At 34.8% G+C, this 19553-nt stretch carries 20 protein-coding genes; 6 read left to right on the forward strand and 14 right to left on the reverse strand.

Annotation, left to right across the window (positions count from 1 at the left end):
• Positions 1–93 precede the first annotated feature (93 nt).
• From rpoD to rpsU, 10 genes are all read right to left on the reverse strand, one after another.
• On the reverse strand, positions 94–1200 hold the full coding sequence (rpoD, locus tag NFR82_RS08055) for an RNA polymerase sigma factor RpoD (RefSeq protein WP_277612433.1): 1107 nt from the start codon (positions 1198–1200) through the stop codon (positions 94–96).
• Between the two features lie 14 nt (positions 1201–1214).
• Positions 1215–3011 (reverse strand): DNA primase, encoded by a 1797-nt coding sequence (dnaG, locus tag NFR82_RS08060; protein WP_251717779.1) that lies wholly within the window; start codon positions 3009–3011, stop codon positions 1215–1217.
• Positions 3012–3032: 21 nt separating this feature from the next.
• The gene (gene glyS, locus NFR82_RS08065) at positions 3033–5099 is read right to left on the reverse strand and encodes a glycine--tRNA ligase subunit beta (protein WP_251717780.1); all 2067 of its coding nucleotides are present in this window, start codon (positions 5097–5099) and stop codon (positions 3033–3035) included.
• Entirely contained in the window at positions 5092–6009 is a 918-nt protein-coding gene (gene glyQ / locus NFR82_RS08070; RefSeq protein WP_251717781.1) for a glycine--tRNA ligase subunit alpha, read from the reverse strand. Before glyQ ends, glyS begins: the two co-directional genes overlap by 8 nt.
• A 259-nt stretch (positions 6010–6268) precedes the next feature.
• A complete protein-coding gene (gene recO / locus NFR82_RS08075) occupies positions 6269–7024 on the reverse strand; it encodes a DNA repair protein RecO (protein WP_251717782.1) in 756 nt (251 codons plus the stop codon).
• Position 7025: 1 nt separating this feature from the next.
• Positions 7026–7934: a GTPase Era gene (gene era, locus NFR82_RS08080; RefSeq protein ID WP_251717783.1), complete on the reverse strand. Its 909-nt coding sequence runs from the start codon at positions 7932–7934 to the stop codon at positions 7026–7028.
• Complete coding sequence (gene ybeY, locus NFR82_RS08085) at positions 7934–8458, reverse strand: rRNA maturation RNase YbeY (RefSeq protein ID WP_251717784.1); 525 nt, start codon at positions 8456–8458, stop codon at positions 7934–7936. The genes era and ybeY overlap by 1 nt, the downstream gene beginning before the upstream one ends.
• Complete coding sequence (locus tag NFR82_RS08090; RefSeq protein ID WP_251717785.1) at positions 8445–9419, reverse strand: PhoH family protein; 975 nt, start codon at positions 9417–9419, stop codon at positions 8445–8447. Before NFR82_RS08090 ends, ybeY begins: the two co-directional genes overlap by 14 nt.
• A gap of 21 nt (positions 9420–9440) precedes the next feature.
• Positions 9441–9884, reverse strand: a complete 444-nt coding sequence (locus NFR82_RS08095) for a GatB/YqeY domain-containing protein (protein WP_251717786.1) — start codon at positions 9882–9884, stop codon at positions 9441–9443.
• A gap of 118 nt (positions 9885–10002) precedes the next feature.
• On the reverse strand, positions 10003–10179 hold the full coding sequence (rpsU, locus tag NFR82_RS08100) for a 30S ribosomal protein S21 (RefSeq protein WP_003647180.1): 177 nt from the start codon (positions 10177–10179) through the stop codon (positions 10003–10005).
• A 202-nt stretch (positions 10180–10381) separates the two neighbouring features.
• On the opposite strand from rpsU, the gene NFR82_RS08105 reads away from it, so the two are divergent.
• The 5 genes from NFR82_RS08105 to NFR82_RS08125 all read left to right on the forward strand — a co-directional run bounded on the left by NFR82_RS08105 (position 10382) and on the right by NFR82_RS08125 (position 13949).
• A complete protein-coding gene (locus NFR82_RS08105; protein WP_251717797.1) occupies positions 10382–11212 on the forward strand; it encodes a pyruvate, water dikinase regulatory protein in 831 nt (276 codons plus the stop codon).
• Positions 11213–11345: 133 nt separating this feature from the next.
• Positions 11346–11975: a M23 family metallopeptidase gene (locus NFR82_RS08110; RefSeq protein ID WP_251717787.1), complete on the forward strand. Its 630-nt coding sequence runs from the start codon at positions 11346–11348 to the stop codon at positions 11973–11975.
• A gap of 74 nt (positions 11976–12049) precedes the next feature.
• Entirely contained in the window at positions 12050–12343 is a 294-nt protein-coding gene (locus tag NFR82_RS08115) for a hypothetical protein (protein ID WP_251717788.1), read from the forward strand.
• A 113-nt stretch (positions 12344–12456) separates the two neighbouring features.
• Positions 12457–12990: a peptide-methionine (S)-S-oxide reductase MsrA gene (gene msrA / locus NFR82_RS08120; protein WP_251717789.1), complete on the forward strand. Its 534-nt coding sequence runs from the start codon at positions 12457–12459 to the stop codon at positions 12988–12990.
• 80 nt (positions 12991–13070) lie between these two features.
• A complete protein-coding gene (locus NFR82_RS08125; RefSeq protein WP_251717790.1) occupies positions 13071–13949 on the forward strand; it encodes a YitT family protein in 879 nt (292 codons plus the stop codon).
• 40 nt (positions 13950–13989) lie between these two features.
• Here the strand turns inward: NFR82_RS08125 and NFR82_RS08130 are convergent, their stop codons facing one another.
• The 3 genes from NFR82_RS08130 to msrB all read right to left on the reverse strand — a co-directional run bounded on the left by NFR82_RS08130 (position 13990) and on the right by msrB (position 16802).
• Complete coding sequence (locus tag NFR82_RS08130) at positions 13990–15183, reverse strand: GH25 family lysozyme (protein WP_251717791.1); 1194 nt, start codon at positions 15181–15183, stop codon at positions 13990–13992.
• Positions 15184–15309: 126 nt separating this feature from the next.
• On the reverse strand, positions 15310–16311 hold the full coding sequence (locus NFR82_RS08135; RefSeq protein ID WP_251717792.1) for an asparaginase: 1002 nt from the start codon (positions 16309–16311) through the stop codon (positions 15310–15312).
• Positions 16312–16373: 62 nt separating this feature from the next.
• Positions 16374–16802, reverse strand: a complete 429-nt coding sequence (gene msrB / locus NFR82_RS08140; protein WP_251717793.1) for a peptide-methionine (R)-S-oxide reductase MsrB — start codon at positions 16800–16802, stop codon at positions 16374–16376.
• Positions 16803–16914: 112 nt separating this feature from the next.
• Here msrB and NFR82_RS08145 point away from each other — a divergent pair, with 112 nt between their 5' ends.
• The gene (locus NFR82_RS08145) at positions 16915–18099 is read left to right on the forward strand and encodes an aminotransferase class I/II-fold pyridoxal phosphate-dependent enzyme (protein WP_251717794.1); all 1185 of its coding nucleotides are present in this window, start codon (positions 16915–16917) and stop codon (positions 18097–18099) included.
• A gap of 68 nt (positions 18100–18167) precedes the next feature.
• Here the strand turns inward: NFR82_RS08145 and NFR82_RS08150 are convergent, their stop codons facing one another.
• The gene (locus NFR82_RS08150; RefSeq protein WP_251717795.1) at positions 18168–19334 is read right to left on the reverse strand and encodes an SLAP domain-containing protein; all 1167 of its coding nucleotides are present in this window, start codon (positions 19332–19334) and stop codon (positions 18168–18170) included.
• Positions 19335–19553 lie beyond the last annotated feature (219 nt).

The following is a 19553-nucleotide window of genomic DNA, read 5'->3' on the forward strand; positions in this document are numbered from 1 at the left end:
CTGTAAAATACAGAAATCGTGTATTATCAAATGTTTAAATTTTTATAAAGTGTCTAACTTTTCTATGGCACTTCATTAACTCAATCCTTTTTATTAATCTAAGAAATCACGAAGTTGGTTAGAACGGCTTGGGTGACGTAATTTACGAAGAGCCTTGGCTTCGATCTGACGAATACGTTCACGAGTAACACCGAATACACGACCTACCTCTTCCAAAGTGCGGGTACGACCATCATCAAGACCAAAACGAAGTCGAAGAACATTTTCTTCACGGTCAGTCAAAGTATCAAGTGTTTCTTCCAATTGTTCCTTCAACATTTCATATGATGCATGTTGTTCAGGACTTGTAGCATCTTTATCTTCGATAAAGTCCCCAAGATGAGAATCATCCTCTTCACCAATTGGAGTTTCAAGTGATACTGGTTCTTGAGCAATCTTAAGGATATCACGTACCTTATTAGTAGGCATATCCATTTCTGCTCCGATTTCTTCAGGAGTTGGTTCACGACCTAAATCTTGAAGCAATTGACGTTGAATTCTAATCAACTTATTGATAGTTTCAACCATGTGAACAGGAATTCTGATCGTACGGGCTTGATCAGCAATAGCACGAGTAATAGCTTGTCTAATCCACCAAGTTGCATAGGTTGAAAACTTGAAACCTAAACGATAATCAAATTTATCAACGGCCTTCATCAACCCCATATTACCTTCTTGGATAAGATCAAGGAATGACATACCGCGTCCTACATATCTTTTAGCAATTGAAACGACCAAACGCAAGTTAGCTTCAGCTAATTCTTGTTTAGCTTCTTCATCACCATCTTCAATTCTTTTTGCAAGAGCAATTTCTTGATCGGCATTTAATAATGGAACACGACCGATTTCCTTCAAGTACATGCGAACTGGATCATTCATACGTACGCTTGAAGGAGCAGATAAGTTCTTCAATTCAGCTTTTTCTACATCTTTTTGTTTCTTTAAGGCTAATTTTGAAGGTTCACCTTTTTCGTCAACGATGCTAATTCCGTTATCTTCAAATTCTTGAACTAATTGATCAACTGCTTTTCCTTGCAAATTATAAGGCTTGATCAAGCGATCTGTAAAATCTTTCTCAGTAATTGATTTACTACTTTTTACATCTTTAACGACTTCTTTAACCATCTTATCTAAAGATGGTTTTTTATTTACTTCTGCCACTAAAAACCCTCCCTTTACATATGCATTCTCTTCAATCTCAAAATTTCTTGAGTCAATCTAATCACTTTGTCTGTATCATTAACGCGCGCTGCATCCTGTACTTTTCTATTAAGTTCTTTCACTCGTGAATTGATATTGCGCTTTGCTAATACACTTATGATATCATCAACTTCTCTTGGGGATGAAGAGGCATCGGGCATTTCTATCATTTCAGCATTTACTATTATACCTTGAAGTTGCTCAGGAATAAAATCCAAGAATCCACTAGTTGTAGGCACCTCATGAGTCTCAATATACTTTAACCATAGTTCTGCTAATTGGGCATAACTTGGATCCGGGAAAAGGAATTTTTTATCTAAAATATAATTTCTAGCTCCCTCAGAATTCATAAATAAGTATAGCAACCTTGTCAAAGCATAATCATATTTAACTTCTTGTTTTTCCTCAACCGGTTCTGAGGAAGCCGGCATTTCAACAAGAGAGTCGCCTTTATTTCGTTTAGCACGAGAAATTCTTCTTCTTTCTCGCATTAAATTTACTTTTAAAGATTCTTTAGAAATATTCTCAGTTTTGGATAATTTGCCAAGATAAAAATCTTGCTCAACTGGATTAGATAATTGAGCTATTTCTTTTACTGCCTCATCTAAATATGTTAATCGATCCCGATCATTACTTAAATTATATTTATTAGCCAGCCTACTAAGGAAGAAATCGGTTGGAGGCATTGCATTTTTAACCTGTTCTCGATATTTGTCTTCCCCTTTAGCCTTAACATATTCATCAGGATCCATATTATCAGGTAAAACTACAATACCTAAATTGAATCCACCTGCTTTTTCAAACATTCTAGCTGCACGCTCTTCAGCATGCACTCCTGGATCATCACCATCATAGTTGATAATTATATTTGGTGTGATCCTCCTCAACAAATAAACTTGCTGGTCAGTTAGACTAGTTCCCATTGAAGCAATTCCTGATTTAATTCCTGCCTTATAAGCGGCAATAACATCCATATAACCTTCGTACAAAACTAAATGTCCCTCACTTCGAGCAGCTTTTTTGGCCTCTGCAAAGTGAAATAGTACTTTAGATTTGGAAAATAGTTCAGTTTCAGGACTATTTATGTACTTAGCTTCAGTTTTATCATTAGAAATTCTACGACCTGAGAAGCCAATTACTTGACCACTTTCATTTGCTAGCGGAAACATCAATCGGTCTCTGAATCTATCAAATAACCTTCCATCTTGCGTTTCAACGAAAAGACCACTTTTGACTAAATCGTCTTCACTATATCCCTTATCTTTTAAATAAGTTAATAAAAGATTATCTTGCTTTGGTGCATAGCCAATTTGAAAATGATTTAAAATTTCTTCATCGAGCTCACGTTCTTTTGCATAGTTCATTCCTCTTTCACCAGCTCTAGTAGTAAGTAGAACATGATGATAGAAGTCACAAGCATCCTTGTGCATCTTACTTAGTGGATTAATAGTTACGACTTCGTTTGAACCATATCCAGATGGCATTGGAATATGCGCAAAATCGGCTACAGCTTTTACACTTTCTGGAAAAGTTAAATCATCTTTGTACATCAGGAATTTAAATACATTTCCACCCTTACCGCATCCAAAACATTTAAAAAATTGTTTTTCTTCATTTACTGTAAAAGATGGAGTTTTCTCCTGGTGAAAAGGGCAAAGACCAATATAGTCTTTGCCTTTCTTTTCAAGTGAGACATATTGGCCGATTACATCAACAATATTGACATTTCCTCTAACTTCACTAATGAAATTCTCTGGAATTAATCCAGCCATATAGAATCACCTATTCTTTTTTTACTTAATTACTAACTTAGTTAAATCACCTAAGCGATCAGCTAACTTACTAATTGTTCTTAATTGTGCTAAACGGTTATTCTTAACCTTTTCATCATCAGCCATAATCATATTAGTTTCAAAGTACTTATCGATAACTGGTTGAATTTGTACAAAGTCATTGTATAGGTCAGATAAATCTTTAATATCTTCAATTTCCTTAACAGCTGAGTAGAGTTCATTTTCACTTGAATCTTCAAATAAACTTTCATCAACTGAAATGTTTTCTTTAAACTTTGCTTTATCTAAAATATTGTCAATTCTTGTCAAACTTTCGACAACAGACTTAAATTCTACATCATCATGATGCAATTGTAAAACATTTGCTGCTGAAAGAATTTGACTTGGATCTTGTTGACTTGAAGCAAGAACAGCATCAATAACGTCATACTTGAAATCGTTCTTTTGTAAGTATTGCTTAATACGATCACGAATGAACAAAGCGATTTGTTCGTCTTCTTCCCCCTTCTTAGGCAACTTAGCAGGTGTCTTACCATCGATTAACTCAACAATTTCAGGTAATACTTCGTTAAATGGTAATGACCATTTTTCGTTAAGTAAGATTCTTACGATACCGTATGCATAACGACGAAGTGCATATGGATCATTTGATGATGAAGGAATCATTCCTGCACCAAAGAAAGTAATGATTGTATCAAGCTTATCAGCAATTGAAAGAAGTGAGCCAACAGTAGTTTCTGGAAGTGGACCTTCTGCAGTAGCAGGCATGTAGTGTTCCTTAATTGCAACAGAAACTTCTTCATTTTCACCAGCAAGACGAGCATAATGCATACCCATTACACCTTGAAGCTCAGCGAATTCTCCAACCATTTGGGTAACCAAATCAAATTTATATAGTTCACTTGCACGATTGAAGTCAGTAACAACATTATCTTGAAGGTTCCAACGCTTAGCAAGATAGTCACCAATAATTTGAACACGTTCCATTTTTTCAGACATTGAACCTATCTTATCATGGAATGAGACGTTCTTCATCTTAGAAACAAAGTGACTTAATGGATACTTGCGATCTTCATCATAGAAGAATTGTGCGTCATCAAGACGAGCAACAAGAACCTTTTCGTTACCTGAAATCACATTATCAATGTAATTTTTATTACCATTTCTTACAGAGATAAAGTGATTGATCAAATTACCATCTTCATCATAAACTTCAAAGTAACGTTGATTATCTTTCATTGAAGTAATTAATACTTCATCTGGAATCTCAAGGTATTTCTTATCAAACGAACCAGCAAAAACAGTTGGATATTCAACAAGATTTGTAACTTCTTCAAGTAAGTTGCTATCCTCTTTGATCTTCCAATTATTTTTGTTAATCAAATCATTCATTTGACTAACAATCATATCTTTACGTTCTTTAGCATCAACAATAACAAATTGATCCTTTAATGCATCAACATAGTCGTCGGCGTTTGCAAGAATTACTGAATCTCCTAAGAAACGATGACCTTGAGTCTTACGACCGGCAGTAATATCTAAAATTTGGACTGGTACAACATCTGAACCAAATAATGATACCAACCAATGAATCGGACGAACGAATTCAAAATCATTTGAACCCCAACGCATCTTTGTTGGGAAAGTCATAGCCTTAATGATATCGCTCATACCAAGCAAAATATCGCTGGCTTTCTTACCTTCCTTTTGTACATGAATATAGGCATATTCAACACCCTTAAGTTCTTCAAAGTAAATATCATCAACAGTCATGCCTTGACCACGTACAAAACCTTCAGCAGCCTTAGTCCAATTACCATCTGCATCTTGAGCAATCTTCTTTGCAGGACCTTTTTTAACTTCGTCGATATCTTCTTGCTTTTCCGCTAAATCTTCAACAAAAATAGTCAAACGACGAGGAGTTGAGTAAGTTTTAATATCTTTAAAGTTTAATCCGTTTTCCTTTAAAAATTTACGAGTTCTGTCAGCCAATTGGTTTACACTTCGGGTAACCACATGGGCTGGCATTTCTTCAGTACCAATTTCGAATAAGTAATTCTTAGGCATTTTCGTTCCCCGCTTTCTTATCTTCAGCATTCTTCAATAATGGGAAGCCACGTTTTTCACGCTCTTCAACAAACTTAGAAGCAACTTCATGAGCTAAACTTCTAATTCTTGATAAGTAACCTGCACGTTCAGTAACTGAAACGGCACCACGCGCATCAAGTAAATTGAATGTGTGTGAACACTTCAAAATATAGTCATATGCTGGGTGAACCAAGTTTTGACTAAGAAGACGTTTAGCAGTAGCTTCATAAATGTCAAAGAATTCAAGCAATTGATCTTGATTTGATTCCTCGAATGCATATTTTGAATGTTCATATTCTGGTTGCTTAAAGATATCACGGTACAAAATACCATTACCCCATTCAAGGTCAAATACTGAGTTAACGTCTTGGATATATGAAGCAAGTCTTTCAACACCGTAAGTAATTTCGCTCATTGTTGGCTTTACATCTAATTCACCAACAACTTGGAAGTATGTAAATTGGCTGACTTCCATACCATCAAGCCATACTTCCCAACCAACACCGGCACAACCCATTGATGGGTTTGCCCAGTTATCTTCTACGAAACGAATATCATGTTCAAGTGGATCAATTCCCAAAACTTTCAAACTATCTAAGTAGTATTGTTGAATTTCTAATGGGGCTGGTTTAATTACCACTTGGAATTGGTGGTGTTGGAACAATCTGTTTGGATTTTCACCATAACGACCATCTGCAGGTCTTCTAGAAGGTTCTACATAACATGCTGCCCATGGTTCTGGACCAACTGCGCGAAGAAAAGTGTAAGGACTCATAGTTCCCGCACCCTTTTCAACATCGTATGAAGGCATAATCATACAACCTTTAGATGCCCAAAATTCTTCAAGCTTAAAGATCATATTTTGAACATTTAATTTTTTATCTGTCATTTTGTCTCATTTCCTTCCTGCGCTAGGCCATAAAAAAAGCCCATGCAAAATTATTGCATAGGGACGAATATTAATTATCGCGGTTCCACCCTAATTCAGGAAGTTTTCTTCCTGCTCTTAATTTAAATGACTAGAGGGGCCTTTTCCTATATGCCCTTTCACCCTACGGCACTCGCTTTATTAGTACTTTTTTATTCCTCATTATTGTCATTCTCGAATCACCTTTGATTTTACCACATGACGTATTCTAAAACTAGGGTTAATCAAACAATCTTAATTCGTCTAAAAATTTCTTTGTTTTTAAATTTAAATCGACAGTTTGACGGTAAATTTTATCAATTGCTTTTCTAGTGGCCAGCTTTGTTTCATCACTTATAGAAATAGATCCTAATCGTTCAATTGGAACTAAACCTATCGTTCTTAAAATTGCCGTTTCTTTCGGTTTTAAGTGTAATCTGTTATTTTCGATCCTAAAATGATCACTACAGACAATTCCGCCAAGTTTAATTGAGTAATCAAAAATACCTGTTTCTTTCCCACAAATAACGCATTTTTTCAGTTCAGGTTCAACACCATAAGCAGAAAGAATCTGCATTTGCACAATTTGAGTAATCATTTCTGGATCTACATTATTATTAATCTTATTCAGAGCAAAATCTACTAAATTATAATACTTTCCGAGTGGTTGATACTCAGAAAAGGCGTGATCAATTAAGTCCAAAATAAAAGAAGCATAAGCATTATTTTCTAGATCATTGTATAATCCTTCAAATTGCTTTACTTCTTTATAGGTTCGCAAATTACTTAAGCCCTGACCACTAGTATAAATGACATATGTCCCGTATGAAAAGTTTAAAGTTGCCGCACTTAATTTTGACTTTGCCCTAAGTGCACCTTTAACTACAAGGGTTATAATGCCATCTTCTCTAGTAATGATCTTAGCAAGTAAATCTGCTTCTTTATATTTCTGTCTTTTAAAAATTATGCCCTGAACTTCTTTGAGTTCACGTGCCATTTTATGAAAGTTCCTTTTTATCGTATCCAATTGATCTTAAAAAGTTAGGATCCGAGCGCCAGTTCTTTTGAACTTTAACCCACAAACGTAAGTTAACTTTTTCACCTAGAAGATCTTCGATAGCTTTACGCGAACGAATTCCGATTTGCTTAAGAGCCTTACCACCTTTTCCGATGATAATTCCTTTTTGACCGTCTCGTTCAACGTAAATGGTAGCTTCTATCTGTAATTTACCATTAATTCTCTGATTCATTCTATCTACAGCAACAGCGGTAGCATGTGGTACTTCTTGTGAAGTAAGCTGTAAAATTTGTTCACGAATTAATTCGGCAACCACAAAATATTCTGGGCGATCTGTGATCTGATCTGAACCATAATATTGAGGACCTTCGGGTAAATTATTATAAAGGGTTTCAAGTAAATCAGAAATTCCAATTCCTTCGGTAGCTGAAACTGGAAGAAATTCCTTGAAGTTACCCAAGTTACGATATTCATCAATAACTGGTAGCAATTTGTCCGGGTGAACTTCATCTACTTTATTAATAACCAAAAATACTGGAGCTTTAACTTTTTTTAGTTGCTCAATGATGAATTTATCACCTTTTCCGGGTGACTCAGGCTCAACCATGAATAAAACCAAATCCACATCATTTAATGTAGATAAACTTGCTTTATCCATGTAATTATCAAGCTGAGAATGTGGTTTAAAAATACCCGGAGTATCAACAAATACAACTTGCATATTATCTTCAGTATAAATTCCTGAGATTCTATTACGAGTTGTCTGCGGTTTATTTGAAGTAATAGCGATCTTTTCGCCAACTAAGCGATTCATTAAAGTTGATTTTCCAACATTTGGACGACCAACTAGAGCAACAAACCCCGATTTAAACTTCTTTTCTTGAGTCATTATTTTCCTCTACCTACATCTAACTGATCAGGATACAGTGGTAAGCCGTAATCTTCTAAAACTTTCCCTTGAATACCAAACATTACTTTTGCTTCATCTGGATCAATGTGGTCATATCCATTCAGATGTAAAAAGCCATGAACAATTGTATAACCGAATTCACGATCAAAGCCTGTTCCATATTCAACAGAATGTCTCTTAATTACACTTGGGCACATGAACAAATCCCCGATATCTTCTTGAAAATCAGGATCTACAAGAAAAGCTGACATGTCAATCCCTTCTTCACCATCTTCGATAGCGAATGAAATTACATCGGTTGGACGATCCTTATCACGATATTCAAGATTGATTTGATGGCTACGATCTTCATCGACAAAATTAATACTCATCTCAAGATTATTTTCTTTGCCGATTTCTTTTTTAGCAAGAAGAAGTAACTTTTCAATCCAATCTTGCCAATCACGATTTTCATCCTTTAAAAAACCGACTTCATCATTGTATGTAATTTCAATTGGATCCATTAGTCTTTTTCATTTCCTCATTTTCATAAGCATTAATAATTTTAGCGACAACTGGGTGACGAACAACATCATTTGCAGAGAAATTAATAAATTTAATTTGATCAATATTCTTCAATATATGCTGTGCATCAATTAACCCACTACGCTGGCGACCCGGTAAATCGACCTGCGTCATATCACCGTTAACAATCATCTTCGAGTTAAATCCAAGACGAGTTAAGAACATTTTCATTTGGGCATCAGTAGTATTCTGAGCTTCATCCAAAATCACAAAGGCATCATCCAATGTTCTACCACGCATGTATGCAAGTGGAGCGACCTCAATAGTTCCTCTCTCCATTAAACGATCAGTAGTATTGGTACCTAAGATAGCATAAAGCGAATCATATATTGGCCTTAAATAAGGATCAACTTTTTCCTTTAAGTCACCAGGTAAAAATCCAAGGGATTCACCTGCTTCAACAGCAGGTCTAGTTAATACAATACGTGAAACCTCGCCCTTTTTAAAGGCAGCAATTGCACAAACAACGGCTAGAAAAGTCTTACCTGTACCTGCAGGACCGATTCCGAAAACAACATCATTTTTCTTAATGGCATCCACATACTTCTTTTGTCCCATATTTTTAACTCTGATAGGTTTACCTTTAGCATCCCTAATCAAAACTTCTTTATATAGATCAGAAAAGTATTCTGTAGTACCTCTATCTGCCATTTTCATCGCACTTACAACATCGGGCGCACTGATGTTAACACCGGTATTCACAACATTGTCTAATGCTTTTAGAACCTGTAAAATTTTCTTGATATTTTCTTCGTTATCACCAGCAATAACAATTTCATTGCCAGTATCAGTAACTGAAATATCATAACCTTCAGATAATAATCTTAAATTGCCATCATTTATACCAACTAATTTTTGGATATTTTCTGGGTTTGTAGGAATAAAACTGGTTTGAGCCAAATAAATTCGCTCCTTCATCTACTAATTAAGGTGATCTCTTACTAAAGCTGAAGCCTCTTTACCATCAGCACGACCTTTGATTTTTGGCATTAAAGCTTTCATAACTTGGCCAAATTCAGACTTGCTCTTTGCTCCCAACTCATTAACAGTTTCAGAAACAATTTCATCTAATTCATCTTTAGAAAGTTGCTTAGGCATGTATTTTTCAACGACGGCCAATTCTTTCTTAGTTTCTTCGACCAAGTCGTCTCTACCTGCTTTAGCAAAATCTTCAATTGATTCTTCTCTTTGCTTCTTTTCGCGGTTAAGAACCGTTAATTCCTCATCAGAATTAAGGTCATGACCTAATTTGATCTTCTCATTCATAAGTGCAGACTTAATCATTCGCACTGTATTGAGTTTTGTTTTATCTTTTTCTTTCATGGCTGCTTTCATATCAGTCATGATTTGTTCAGATAAACTCATTGTGTAGTTTCCCTCTTTCTATAAAAAACCTACACAAAAAATTATAGCAGAATTGTAGAATTGTTGTCATATAAATGAACAAAAAAACTCACGTATTATCAACGTGAGTTTTTAATTATTAATAATGTCTACGCTTGCGTGCAGCTTCTGACTTAAGCTTTCTCTTTACACTTGGTTTTTCGTAGAATTCGCGCTTACGATATTCTTGTAAGGTACCACTTCTAGAAACGGAACGCTTAAAACGACGAAGAGCATCATCAATAGACTCGTTTTCGTGAACGATAGTCTTAGCCATGTGTGATCCCTCCTTCCATTTCTTGGCGTTAACCGCCATACGTATAAGTAAATTATAGCAAACGAAATCACGTGGTCAATAGCTTATTTGATTTTTTTGCATATTTTTTTAATTATCTAGAAAATGCTACTTTAGTATTTGTTAAGCGATTTCATTTTTACAGATATTTGGGTATAATTTTATTTAGAAAGAGGTGCATATGATGCCAGAAAACGTAACAAAAAAAATTGAAGTAAACATTATTATAATTTCTGATTCTGCCGGAGATACTGCTTTTAATAACGCAACAGCTGCTGCGGCTCAATTTCCAGACGCTCAGATCAATTATCGTCGTTATCCTTTTATCACTGATAAGAAGAAACTTGAAACTACACTTAAAGAGATTGAAGATTTCAAAAATATTGTTATCATCTATAGCTTAGTCAAAGACGAGATGCAATTACCAATTATCAAATTTGCTCGTGAACATAAAGTTCAAAGTGTAGACATTCTATCGCCTTCTGTAGAAGCAATAAGTCAAATAACTGGAATGAGACCTACGGAATTAGCTGGTGCCCAACACAAGCTTAATGCAAAATACTTTGATCGAATTTCTGCTATGGAATTTGCTGTTATGTACGATGATGGTAAAGATCCAAAAGGCTTCTTAGAGGCTGATGTAGTTTTACTTGGAGTTTCAAGAACTTCAAAAACTCCTCTATCACTTTTCTTAGCAAATAAGAATTTGAAGGTTGCGAATTTGCCACTTGTTCCAGAAACCCATATTCCAAAGGAAATCTATGAAATCGATCCAAAGAAGATTATTGGCCTAACAAATGATCCTTCTGTCTTGAACGAAATTAGAAGACAAAGAATGATTTCTTATGGTTTAAATCCTGATACAACCTACTCAAATATGGATTCAATTAATCAAGAATTAGAAGCAGCTAAAAAACTTTATGATAAACTTGGTTGCTATGTAGTCAATGTTGCCCATCGTTCAATTGAAGAAACTGCAGCATTAATCCTTCATCACTTAGGCATTGAAGATTAATATTTTAGACGTAATATTTATATTACGTCTTTTTTTATCTATAAGTAATATCTTTGTAATATACAATCCTTATACTATTCATAGTTAAAAATGAAAGTGAGGAGTTGTATCGATTTTAGATCGATTTAGAATAATGAAATTTAGAAAGTCAATTGCTACAATTATTGCTGCTTTAGCTTTAACTTCTAGCTTTACTATTGGTTCAAGTAATATTCAAGCAGCTAAGAAAAAGAAAGCTAATGTTGTAAATACCGAATTGGCACAAGATTCACAAGGTCCTTGGGTATACCCTTTTGCTAAGCTGGCAAAAAACGGTGTAAATCCAATGTATAATGCCCAAATTTTTGGTAAAACTGATTATGCTCGTTCTCTTAAGCCATTAAGCTACTTCCACGATGGTTGGGACTTTGGCTGGGGTGAAGTTGGTAGATCAACTGTAAAAGCCGTTCACGAAGGAACCGTAGAAAAAGTTGCATACGGTAATGGTCTTGGCTGGTTTGTTTGGGTTATTAGCCCTGATAACTATGTTCAAATTTACCAAGAAGGTTTTAATAAGAAGAAAGATATTTCCGTAAAACCTGGACAAACAGTTAAAGCCGGTCAAAAGATTGGTAAGTTAACTGGTAGTCACCTTCACTTAGGTATCACTAAGACAAACAAGAATTACATTAACAAAAATGGTTATCCATGTAACAATTGGTACGTAGACAATGGTACTTGGTTGAATCCAATTAAGGTTATTCAAAGCAATCTTAACAAGTAAATCAAAAGGACGCTCACCTGAGCGTCCTTTTTCATGATATACTTTGTATTATTTAAGCGAAAGGTCTATATCACATGGTAAATGAAAAAGAAAAACTAAAGCAAAATTTAGAAAATCTTGCTAAAAATAATGGTTCACAACAAGCAGTTTCTTATGAAAAATTATTCAATCCGCAATTTATGCAAAAGAATACGAAATTTACTACGATTGATTTTTTTATTAAGGCTGCCGGCGCAAAAAGTTTTCAAAATTTGGAGGACTTATCAATTGAATCATTAAATGAATTCATTAAAAAAGAAACAAATTTCTCTACTTGGGAAGAAATGCAACAAAGTGCAATTAGTCAATATATGATGAGTTTGTTTTAGTATCAAGAGAACGATTTTTATCGTTCTCTTTTCTTTAAAGCTAGTTTAATTGATATTTATAAACATGAGAGTAAAATACACTGCAAACAATAATTTTTATGGGGGGTACCAAGATGACAAAGAACGATAAAATTCTTGACACAGCAATCTTTGCTGGGGGATGTTTTTGGTGCATGGTTGAACCTTTTGACACTTTACCAGGAATTAAAAAGGTTGTAAGTGGGTATACTGGTGGTCATGTCCCTAACCCAACTTATCAAGAAGTTTGCACAGGTAAAACTGGGCATACTGAAGCAGTTGAAATTACGTTTGATCCAAAAATTATGCCATACAAAAAATTGGTTGCACTATATTGGCAAGTTGCTGATCCAACTGATGCAATGGGCCAATTCCAAGACCGTGGTGATCAATATCGTCCAGTGATTTATTATAATTCTGAGGAACAAAAGAAAATTGCCGAAGAGTCAAAAAAAGAGTTAGCTAAAAGTGGCATTTTTGATAAACCAATTGTTACTAAAATTGAAAAAGCTGGACCTTTCTATCCTGCAGAAGAGTATCATCAAGATTTCTATAAAAAAGATCCTCTTAGATACCAATTAGAAGAATCTGGTGGTCGTGCTGAATATCAAAAAATGTGGAAGAAGTAATTGAACTATTGGTTAGGACTGAATCTTTTGTTAAAATAATTATGTTTAAGAAGTAGTTATTTTAGGACTTGAAATAAAACATGGATCAATTAGATAAATTTAATCGAAAATATAATTTCGTTTCAAAAATTTCTGCAGCGCTGGTCTATTCAATTAGTGTTGCGATTGCTTTGAATTTCTTCTGGACTCCTGGACATATGTATTCTTCAGGAGTAACCGGTTTTGCTCAGCTGATCAATTCGATCAGTCAACGGTTTTTACCATTTGAAATTTCAACTTCATTTATGTATTTTGCATTGAATATTCCGTTGTTTATTCTTGGTTGGACAAAAATTGGCCATAAGTTTACTTTCTTTACTGCGGTTGCTGTATTGCTTGGCTCAATTATGATGAATATAATTCAACCTTTAAATGTTCACTGGGATCCATTATTGTGTGCTATCTTCGGTGGTACAATTAATGGTTTTGGTACTGGGTTTGCCTTAAAGAATGGAATTTCAACTGGTGGTATAGATATTATCGGGATCGTTATCCGTAAGAAAACTGGAACAAGTTACGGAAAATTCAATATTTTAATTAACTTGATAATAATTGCAGCTGCCGGATTTGTTTTCGGATGGACTCGTGCTTTATATTCTGCATTAACTATTTTTATTAATGGTCGAGTTATCGATTCAGTATATACTCAACATAATAAGATGCAGGTAATGATTATCACTGACAATCCTCATTCAATAATTGACGGTATCCAAAACAAGATGCACCGCGGTATTACTATTTTGCACGATGCTGAGGGTGCCTATGGTCACACAGAAAAGACTGTTTTAATTACAATTATTGATAGATATGATATGTATGATATTCGTCGAATCGTAGCTAAATCTGATCCATATGCATTTATGAGTGTATGTGAAGTTGAAAAAGTTTACGGACGATTTAAGGAACAAACAATTGTGTAATAAAAAAGCCTCTGATTAAAATCAGAGGCTTTTTTCATCCCTAAAAGTTACCAGCCTTAATATATCTATTCTTATTAATTCTGTAATAACCTTTACCATTAATATGATATTTAGCACCATAGGTCTTCAAAGAGTTTCCTCTTATCATCTTACCTGCACTATAAACTCTATTACCTTTATTGTTATATACATATGCATTATGACTTAAAGTACGCATTTTACCATCAACATTGTTCAATACAATATATTGATTATCACCAATCTTGTAGTAAGCACGTCCATTAATTTGAACCATTCCACCAAGAACAGTCACTTGAGAATAAGCTGCAATTGACTTACCAGTCTTATTTCCATTCTTATCATAGACTAATGACTTATACATCACGGTCTTACTGGTCTTCGCTTCTGAGCTTGATGATTGGGTAGTCGTGTTATTCGAAGGCTTTGCAGCTTCTTGAATTGGAGCCTGCGTTGAACTTGAATTATATGATAAAGGTAATAAAGTGATGTTACCGTCAACATTCAAGCCACGCCAATTATCAGTAAATTGCCAAATTGCTACACCATCCATTGATGGGAAATAATTAAAGTTAGGATTGTCAATGCGTCCTGCTTGTGCATATGAAGCTACCCATAATGAATTAGGGAATTGTGACAAAATTGTGCTTGTATTAATATTATTATTTAATAAATAGGCACCTGAATAAAGCAAAGGTTTATAACCTGATTGTTGAATTTGCTTCATAAAAGCCAAAATTGCATTCGCACTTGGATTCTTACCAGATGAGATATTATTACCTTGGCCAGATTCCCAGTCGCAGGCAATGTATGAACCACTTGGCAAGCCTAAAGCTTTAGCTGATGAAACAGCATAATTAGCTTCCGCTACGGCTGCTGATGAATTTGCACCAAATGTAGCAAAGTGATAAGCCATTGGCATCATATTATTCTTAAGTGCACTAGAAATTTGACTAGATGCCTTCGGGTTACGGTAATTTGTACCTTCACTAACCTTAACAATTGCAAATTGACTGCCTGAGTTAGAAAAACCACTCATATCATTACTTTGATAACTTGCAACATCAACTCCCAATTGCCTTGAACCAACTGAATTTGTTGCTGCTTTAACTTCTGAAATATTTGCTTTAGAAACCTGAACTGCACCTGCTGCAACCCCACTTAAACTGGCTGCACAAGCCAAAATCCCTAAAAGCTTTTTATTTCTCTTTTGCATTAAAATCCCTCGCTAATATCTTTTAATAACCTTAAATAATCATAACACGATTTGTATGCTGCAAAATATTAAGAAGTGCTTACAATCCACTTTTACTTTTTATCAAAAGTGTAATATTAAACTACTTTAATTTTCTAAAGTTACCTCACCTACTACATCAGTTGCGAAGAATTGAGAAATTTCATGTACATTCATACCTTGACCCAATCCCCACATCAACTTCGTAATAGCACTTTCACTTGTCATATCTTGAGCACTAATCGCACCTTCAAGCAAAGCTAAACGCCCAACTTCATACTTAGTCAAATCACTTCTTTCATATAAACACTGACTGCTTGCAATCACTGGGATATTATTTTTAATTAAATTACCGATACAGCCAACAATATTTCTTCTAATATAGTTCATACCGCCTAAGCCATAACCTTCAATTACAATCCCTTTACAGCCATTATCAACCATCGCTTCAAGTAAAGCCGGATCAAAACCAGGAAAGAGCTTAATCAAAGCAACATGAGGATCAATCTTTGTATTTAAGATACATTTTCCAGAATTTTTAGGAAGTTTAATATCCTTATTGAAAACAATTCCGTCCGAGGTAACTCTTGCTATCGGAGGAACATTCACACTTTCAAATGCATCAAAGTTAATGGTTCTTACCTTTACGCTTCGACAACCAAGCATTATTTTACGATCAAATGCTAAATAGATTCCCGGTTGACACACACTGGCTGCCGCAAATGCCAACCGTAAATTATCTGGTGCATCAGATAAAACCACATTAATTGGAACCTGACTACCAGTTAAGACAACTGGAATTTCAATATTTTGAAGCATAAACGAGAGCATTGAAGCTGTATATGCCATCGTATCAGTTCCGTGTGATAAAACAATTCCATCATAATCATTACGATATTCGTAGATTTTCTCAGCGATTTTACGCCATTCTTCAGGTTGAATATTTGATGAATCTAGCTGCAAAATATCTTTTACATCTATATCATATGGAAGATTACTTACCCTTTTTAATAAGTCCTCACCAGATTCTTTTGGAATCAAACCTTCGTCAGATACTGCTGATGCAATGGTTCCTCCGGTAGATAATAATAATAATTTCTTCTCTGCCATTTTTTCAACTCTTTTCTCATTTCTTACTACTTTCATTATATCAGCAATTCCACTAAGCTAACTTATTTAAAAAGCTTCTTATATTCACCATACCCTTCTTTATCTAAATCATCATACGGAATAAATCTTAAGGCCGCAGAATTAATGCAATATCTTAATCCTCCTTTATCTGCTGGTCCATCAGTAAAAACATGTCCCAAATGTGAATCAGCTTCCGGGCTTTTAACTTCAGTTCTTTCCATGTTATGTGATTGATCTCGTCGATATTTTAATTTTTCGATCGGTTTGGTAAAGCTAGGCCAACCACAACCAGCATCATACTTATCTTCACTTGAAAAAAGTGGCTCTCCTGAGACTACATCGACATAAATTCCTTTCTGATAAAAATCATCATACTTACCAGTAAAAGGATATTCCGTTGCTGCATTCTGCGTTACTTCATATTGTTCATGGCTTAATTTCTTTAATTGTCCTTGTTTATCAAAATTCATATTCACTCTTCCTTCTTTCTACAAAATTAAATATAGCAAAATTTCTTAAAAAATGTTGTTTCTAAAACCTAGCTAATTTAAAATATTCGTAACTAGAAAGGACTTATGAATTATGCCAAAATTAGCAAATGATCTATCAATGACTCTAAATACTCGTTTAAATTCACTTTCACCATCAAAGATTCGTGCCTTTGACGTTAAAGTGTCACAAATTCCTGGGATTATTAAATTAACCATCGGTGAACCCGACTTAAATACTCCTGAACACGTTCAAGAAGCAGCGATAAAAGATATCAAGGCTAACGATTCTCACTACGCACCACAAGCTGGTAAGCCTGAATTGCTTGAGGCTATTAGCGATTACTTGAAACGTAGTATCAATGTTGACTATGATCCTGAAACCGAAGTTTGTGTAACTGTTGGAGCAACTGGCGCTTTAAACAACGTCTTCATGTCAATCCTTAATCCAGGAGACAAAGTTTTAGTTCCAACTCCTGTTTGGGGTTTATACTTTCAATTGATTAAATTAACTGGTGCGACTCCAATCGAAATCGATACTTCAAAAGACGGCTTTATCTTAACGCCTAAACACTTGGAAGAAGTGCTGAACAATGAGGGAAAAGGTGCAAAGGCTATTATTTTAACTGATCCTTCTAATCCTACGGGCCGTGTATATTCAGAGAAGACCCTCCAAGGCCTAGCTCAAGTCATTATTAAATATCAATTATTCTCTATTACTGACGAAATATATGCTGAACTAGTTTATGGTGAAAATACCCACCATTCACTATCTGAATACATTCCTGAAAGAAATATTTTGATTTCAGGTCTTTCAAAATCATATGCAATGACAGGTTGGCGTTTAGGATATATTGCAGCTCCTGCCGAAATAATGAAAAGTATCAGAAAAATTAATGCCTTCCTTGTCACTTCAGTTACTGATAATGTACAAGCAGCAGCCATTGAGGCGTTAAATAATGGTAAAAACGATCCCCTTGAATCTAGAAAGATTTACGAAGACCGTTTAGTATTTATGAAAAAAGGCCTCGAAGATTTAGGGTTTGAACTCTCTACTCCTCAAGGTGCCTTCTATATTTTTGCTAAAATTCCAGATGAATTTGGTCAAGATGATGAAGCATTTGCAAATGAATTAGCAAGTAAAGCAAAAGTTGGTGTGACACCAGGCAGATACTTTGGTAAAGGTGGTGAGGGATACGTTCGTTTGTCTTATGCCTCATCTACTGATGAATTAAAAGAAGCTTTAGCTCGAATTGCTAAATTCGTAAATAATATTTAACATAATATTTGATATGTATAAATAAAAAGGGGAATTGTAAAATACAATTCCCTTTTACTTTGTTCTGATTAATTAAAATCTGAAACTAAGATGTAACGACCTTTATTTACTCGGTAGTAACTCTTATTATTAATAGTTCTTGGATTACCGTAGGTTGCTACAGTTGTACCAGCAGCAACACTTGGAGTACCAGAAACTAACCTGCCATTCTTGTCGTAGACACTTGCTGTGTGCTTTAAAATACGTTTAGCACCATCAACGTTTTCAAGCTTAATGTATGAATTTTCACCAATACGATAGTATTGAACACCATTAATTGCTACTGCGCCACCAAGAACATTAACTTTACTATAAGCCTTACGATATTCTGTACCTTTACGTTGACCATTCTTATCATATACATATGATTTAGACATTACCGTCTTCTTGGTTGAAATTGAACTAGCCTTTGGAGCCTGACTAGATGCAGAACCGTAAGAAAGTGGTAATAAACTAATATTTCCGTCAACGTTTAATCCGCGCCAGTTATCTGTAAATTGCCAAATTGCAACACCATCCATTGATGGGAAGTAGTTGAAATCTGGATTATCAATTCTACCCATTGTTGCATATGAAGCTACCCATAATGAATTTGGAAATGCAGAATTAACCTTAGCTGTATTAATATTATTGTTCAATAATGATGCACCTGAATACAACAATGGTTTATAACCTGCAGATTTAACTTTCTTCATGAAAGCAATAATAGCGTTAGCACTGGCATTCTTACCACCATTTACATTGTTACCGTCACCAGTTTCCCAATCACATGCAATGTATGAACCTTTTGGTAAGCCAAATGCCTTAGCTGATGCGATTGCATAGTTGGCTTCAGCTTTAGCTGATGCCGATTTTGCGCCAAATAATGCAAAGTGATATGCCATTGGTAACATTCCATTAGCCTTTGCACTTGAAATTTGAGCCGCAGCCTTAGGGTTTCTATATGAAACACCTTCACTTACCTTTACAATCGCAAAGGCGGCTCCAGCATTTGCATGACTCTTCAAACTTGATGATTGGTAATTGGCAACATCAACACCGTATGATCTTGAAACAACTGATCTTCTCTTCTTTTTAGCAGCATTAACAGTATATGCTGAATTATCATTTTGAAATGCGTTAACTGAAATAGCTGTAGTAGCTAATACACTAGCACATGCTAATACGTTTAAAACTTTTTTACTACTTTTATGCAATTAAATCCCTCTTATTTTTATTTTAGTATTTAGTAATTGTTCTATACCTACTTATTGTATGATAGCAAACTTTTTGCTCAGTAAATTTACAAAACATTAACAATATTAATTAAATGGACAATAATAAAAAAGAAGCGAATCTTTGAACTGAGACCCAAAAGTTAGACGCTTTTGGGTCTTTTGTTATGTCTAAATTATCTAAACAACAAAAATTAGAAA

Source organism: Lactobacillus agrestimuris, assembly GCF_943193025.1.
Classification (GTDB): domain Bacteria; phylum Bacillota; class Bacilli; order Lactobacillales; family Lactobacillaceae; genus Lactobacillus; species Lactobacillus agrestimuris.

Bases quoted from the DNA above. Each gene is read 5' to 3' on its own strand.
- NFR82_RS08115 (WP_251717788.1), top strand. From the start codon at position 12,050: ATGGTAAATGAAAAAGAAAAACTAAAGCAAAATTTAGAAAATCTTGCT.
- era (WP_251717783.1), bottom strand. From the start codon at position 7,934: ATGACTCAAGAAAAGAAGTTTAAATCGGGGTTTGTTGCTCTAGTTGGT.
- glyS (WP_251717780.1), bottom strand. From the start codon at position 5,099: ATGCCTAAGAATTACTTATTCGAAATTGGTACTGAAGAAATGCCAGCC.
- ybeY (WP_251717784.1), bottom strand. From the start codon at position 8,458: ATGGATCCAATTGAAATTACATACAATGATGAAGTCGGTTTTTTAAAG.
- glyQ (WP_251717781.1), bottom strand. From the start codon at position 6,009: ATGACAGATAAAAAATTAAATGTTCAAAATATGATCTTTAAGCTTGAA.
- NFR82_RS08145 (WP_251717794.1), top strand. From the start codon at position 16,915: ATGCCAAAATTAGCAAATGATCTATCAATGACTCTAAATACTCGTTTA.
- NFR82_RS08105 (WP_251717797.1), top strand. From the start codon at position 10,382: ATGCCAGAAAACGTAACAAAAAAAATTGAAGTAAACATTATTATAATT.
- NFR82_RS08110 (WP_251717787.1), top strand. From the start codon at position 11,346: ATGAAATTTAGAAAGTCAATTGCTACAATTATTGCTGCTTTAGCTTTA.
- NFR82_RS08130 (WP_251717791.1), bottom strand. From the start codon at position 15,183: ATGCAAAAGAGAAATAAAAAGCTTTTAGGGATTTTGGCTTGTGCAGCC.
- msrB (WP_251717793.1), bottom strand. From the start codon at position 16,802: ATGAATTTTGATAAACAAGGACAATTAAAGAAATTAAGCCATGAACAA.
- NFR82_RS08125 (WP_251717790.1), top strand. From the start codon at position 13,071: ATGGATCAATTAGATAAATTTAATCGAAAATATAATTTCGTTTCAAAA.
- msrA (WP_251717789.1), top strand. From the start codon at position 12,457: ATGACAAAGAACGATAAAATTCTTGACACAGCAATCTTTGCTGGGGGA.
- NFR82_RS08095 (WP_251717786.1), bottom strand. From the start codon at position 9,884: ATGAGTTTATCTGAACAAATCATGACTGATATGAAAGCAGCCATGAAA.
- recO (WP_251717782.1), bottom strand. From the start codon at position 7,024: ATGGCACGTGAACTCAAAGAAGTTCAGGGCATAATTTTTAAAAGACAG.
- dnaG (WP_251717779.1), bottom strand. From the start codon at position 3,011: ATGGCTGGATTAATTCCAGAGAATTTCATTAGTGAAGTTAGAGGAAAT.
- NFR82_RS08135 (WP_251717792.1), bottom strand. From the start codon at position 16,311: ATGGCAGAGAAGAAATTATTATTATTATCTACCGGAGGAACCATTGCA.
- rpsU (WP_003647180.1), bottom strand. From the start codon at position 10,179: ATGGCTAAGACTATCGTTCACGAAAACGAGTCTATTGATGATGCTCTT.